The sequence below is a fragment of the Microbacterium lacus genome, assembly GCF_002812805.1.
GTDB classification, from domain to species: domain Bacteria; phylum Actinomycetota; class Actinomycetes; order Actinomycetales; family Microbacteriaceae; genus Microbacterium; species Microbacterium lacus_A.
In genome coordinates, this window is the sequence record NZ_NMUM01000039.1 from 1 (window position 1) to 3,740 (window position 3,740).

Here is a 3,740-nt window from a genome sequence, read left to right on the forward strand (position 1 = left end):
TGTCGCGCGTCAGAATGTTTGGCAGGGGTAGTTAGTTGCTGATGTAACGCCCCAGCTGAGAGGTCTGAATGTCATGAGTCGTCCACCGACGATCCCCGTGGAGAAGAAGCTCCGCATCGTGTTGTCCGTGTTGCAGGGCGAGATCACGATCGCTGAAGCGGGCCGCCGTGAGAAGGTCTCGGAGCAGGCCATCGGGAACTGGAAGCGCCAGTTCCTCGAGGGCGGCAGAGCCGGCATCGAGGCGGGTAAGTCCAAGCCCTCGACCCGCGAGCAGCAGCTCGAGGACGAGGTCGCCGAGCTCACCCAGGCGCTGGGTGAGGCCGCGGTCGAGATCCGGGTCTGGAAGAAGAGCGCCGAGGGCCGCCTGGGCCCTTCGAGGACCTCGAGGTGATCCGCACCGAGGCGGGCATGTCGACCGCGAGGTTCTGTCAGCTGATCGACATGCCCGAACGCACCTGGCGGCGCTGGCAGGCCAAGGCGAAGACTGACCGGCCGCCGAAGGGCCCGTGGCCGCAGCCGGCGCGAGACGCGGCCCGGCCGCTGGTGGTCGCGCATGCGTTGAAGAAGCCGGAGTGGGGCCACCGGAAGATCTGGGCGATGACCCGCCATGACGGACACAAGGTGTCCCAGGCGACCGTGCTGCGGCTGCTGCGCGATGACGGGCTGATCCTGCCATCGGAGTACCAGAAGCAGCGTCGAGAACTCGCGAAGAACCGCAAGGCCGCGTTCGCACGAAACCCGACCGGCCCGAACCAGGTATGGCAGTTGGACTTCAGCGAGTTCGAGACCACCCAGGGTGGGATCTGGAGGATCGCCGGCTGCCGGGACTGGTACTCGAAGCTCGAGCACCCGTTTCACACCTCGCCGACCGCGAACCAGCACGACGCGATCGCCGCGATCGAACTCGCCCTCGTCGACTACGTGACCCTGTTCGGCCACCCCCTCGTCGACCAATGTCAGGTCGACGACGAGACCGGCGAGCTGCTGCCGGTCGTCACGATCGTCACAGACAACGGCGGTCCATTCCGATCGATGAACTTCGAGCTGTTCATCATGCGCCACCCCGAACTGCGACACGTCCGCACCAGGGTGAAGTCACCGGGGCAGAACGGATCACGCGAACGCGGCTTCGGGACGCTGAAGTACGAACGGCTGTTCCTCGACGACATCCCCGACGCGCTCACCCTCGTCGAACGCGCCGAGGACTACCGCATCGAGTACAACGAGACCCGCCCTCATGAGGCGATCGCTTGGAACCGGCCGATAGAGGTGCACATGGGCCTGGCCGACCCGACCATCCCCAACTTCGAAATCGAAGAATCCCTGCCAACTACTTGACGCGGGACATCAGCACTCTTGTAAACGGCGAACGCCTTCATTACTTCGATGTCGGCCGAGTCACATTCCGCAAGGCGCTTCACAGTGCCGTCGCCGAACTCAACCAGCGCGTCGAGGGCGTCTAGGTCGCCATTGCTGACTCGAGTGAGGATGTTGGGGTTGAACTTCATCGCGACACCTCCCACAACGTGGCGCGGTTCCCGAGCGTCGAGAACGCGAGCGCACCGGAGTCGCGCACCAGACCTTCGTGTACGAGAGCTGCGCGCGCGGTTCTGAGCCTCTGCGGTGTCACGATCGGATAGCTCGGGCCTCCGCGCATCGCATACTCAGCGGCTATTTCATCGTCGGTTGCTGCGCGCTCGCGAAGAATCGAGATGATCGCCTTCATGACCGCTGCGCGGGTCGTAGATGACAGCTTCACGGCGGCATCAGAACTGGTGCCGGTGTCTAGCGCGATCGGCTTGCGGCGAGTATCCGTGGGAAGAGCAGGATGCGGCCTATTCTGGTGATAGATCAGCTCGCCAGCCGGATCTTCGATTGCCGCCTCCGGGCGGCTTTCGTTTGCGCTCACGCGGCGTCACCCCCGCCGAACTGGAGGGGTCGCCCAGCTGCTTCGATGCTGGCTAGGTTGACGCGGATCAGACGCGGACCGAATCGGCGGGCCTCGATCTCGCCACGTGCGATCATTCGGCGCAGGGTGCGCTCGTGGATCTGGAAGGCGGCAGCTGCCGCCTGCAAGGTGCCCCACTGAGGGGATGTTTGGGTCGACACGGATATTCTCCTTGAAACGGAAAAAACCGAACATCAAGCGAATCGTCTGGATTCGTCTTGTGCTCGGTTCCCGTTGCAGGCGCCCCGTTTCAGGGCGATACCGTTCGTCATACCCTCAAGAGGTGGCGGCGTTTCACCGCTCTCTTGTGCTCTCTGACTGGCAGTCGGTTTTCGGTTGTGGCACAGACATTAGCACTTATGTCCAGACACCAGTGGAGGTGGCGTCCGGCAAGGTGGTGTACGGATCGGGTGACCGTGTCGCTGCGGACGTAGCGACGGTCACCGCGTGATCCTTCGAGAGAACTCTTCACATCCATCTCGAAAGGACCCCGACGATGACCGTCTCACCCCACGATATCGACCCTGCCCGCTTCCTCGAAGACCACCTCGCGCAGGCGTCTCCCGATCTGCTGCGGGAGATGCTCGGCACGTTCATCAACCAGCTGCTATCCGCGGACGCGGACCAGATCTGCGGCGCCGCTTACGGCACGATCAGCGACGACAGGGTGAACCGTCGCAACGGTTACCGCCACCGCGACTTCGACACCCGCGCCGGGACCATCGACGTGAAGATCCCCAAGCTCCGGCAGGGCACCTACTTCCCGGAGTGGCTGCTGGAACGCCGCCGCCGCGCGGAGGCCGCACTGACCACCGTGGTCGCGACCAGCTACCTCCTCGGCGTGTCCACCCGTCGGATGGATGACCTGGTGAAGACCCTCGGGATCACCGGGCTGTCGAAGTCGCAGGTGTCGGAGATGGCGCGCGACCTTGACGAGCAGGTGACCGCGTTCCGCACCCGGCCGTTGGACGCCGGCCCGTACTCGTTCGTCGCCGCCGACGCGCTCACCATGAAGGTCCGCGAGGGCGGCCGGGTCGTGAAGGTCGCGGTGCTGGTCGCGACCGGCGTGAACGCCGACGGCTACCGCGAGATCCTCGGTCTGCAAGTCAACTCGACCGAAGACGGCGCCGGCTGGCTGACGTTCTGGCGCGACCTCGTCGCGAGAGGCCTGACCGGCGTGAAGCTCGTCACGTCCGACGCACACGCAGGTCTGGTCGCAGCGATCGGCGCGACCGTCGGCGGGTCCTGGCAGAGGTGCAGAACCCACTACGCGGCGAACCTGATGAGCGTGACCCCAAAGTCCTCGTGGCCATGGGTGAAGACCCTGCTGGGCACGGTTTTCGACCAGCCCGACGCGGAGTCCGTGCACGCCCAGTTCGACCGCGTCCTGGACGCGCTCGAGCACAAGCTCCCCAGGTCGTTCGAGCACCTCGAGGCCGCACGTGAGGAGATCCTCGCGTTCACCGCGTTCCCGAAGAGCATCTGGCGGCAGATCTGGTCCAACAATCCGAACGAACGCCTCAACCGGGAGATCCGCCGCCGCACCGACGTCGTGGGCATCTTCCCGAACCGCGACGCGATCATCCGGCTCGTCGGCGCCGTCCTCGCCGAGCAACACGACGAGTGGGCCGAGCAACGCCGCTACCTCGGCCTCGACGCCCTCGCCGCCGCACGCCGCGTCGGCGAACCCACCACAGAGGAGGTGATCGAACCCGACCTTCGGGCCCTCACAGCCTGACCTCGACACGAGGGATCACACGATCACCGATACACCACGTCCCAGGACTTGACC

At 65.0% G+C, this 3,740-nt stretch carries 5 protein-coding genes; 3 read left to right on the plus strand and 2 right to left on the minus strand.

Features of this window, described 5'->3' with window-relative positions; translation table 11 throughout:
• The first annotated feature begins 73 nt into the window (after window positions 1–73).
• Together CGU34_RS13200 and CGU34_RS13205 are read left to right on the plus strand one after the other, a co-directional pair.
• Window positions 74–391 (plus strand): helix-turn-helix domain-containing protein, encoded by a 318-nt coding sequence (locus CGU34_RS13200; RefSeq protein WP_081766164.1) that lies wholly within the window; start codon window positions 74–76, stop codon window positions 389–391.
• Complete coding sequence (locus CGU34_RS13205) at window positions 388–1,338, plus strand: integrase core domain-containing protein (RefSeq protein ID WP_036296135.1); 951 nt, start codon at window positions 388–390, stop codon at window positions 1,336–1,338. The genes CGU34_RS13200 and CGU34_RS13205 overlap by 4 nt, the downstream gene beginning before the upstream one ends.
• A 166-nt stretch (window positions 1,339–1,504) precedes the next feature.
• Here CGU34_RS13205 and CGU34_RS17225 read toward each other — a convergent pair whose 3' ends face one another.
• A complete protein-coding gene (locus CGU34_RS17225; protein ID WP_198517805.1) occupies window positions 1,505–1,909 on the minus strand; it encodes a hypothetical protein in 405 nt (134 codons plus the stop codon).
• Complete coding sequence (locus tag CGU34_RS13215) at window positions 1,906–2,109, minus strand: helix-turn-helix domain-containing protein (protein ID WP_100814366.1); 204 nt, start codon at window positions 2,107–2,109, stop codon at window positions 1,906–1,908. The genes CGU34_RS17225 and CGU34_RS13215 overlap by 4 nt, the downstream gene beginning before the upstream one ends.
• Before the next feature lie 335 nt (window positions 2,110–2,444).
• On the opposite strand from CGU34_RS13215, the gene CGU34_RS13220 reads away from it, so the two are divergent.
• Entirely contained in the window at window positions 2,445–3,686 is a 1,242-nt protein-coding gene (locus tag CGU34_RS13220; protein ID WP_100809640.1) for an IS256 family transposase, read from the plus strand.
• Window positions 3,687–3,740: the final 54 nt, after the last annotated feature.

What these genes read in the sequence shown, in the direction of transcription:
- CGU34_RS13200 (WP_081766164.1), top strand. Translation starts at nt 74, where the DNA reads ATGAGTCGTCCACCGACGATCCCCGTGGAGAAGAAGCTCCGCATCGTG.
- CGU34_RS13220 (WP_100809640.1), top strand. Translation starts at nt 2,445, where the DNA reads ATGACCGTCTCACCCCACGATATCGACCCTGCCCGCTTCCTCGAAGAC.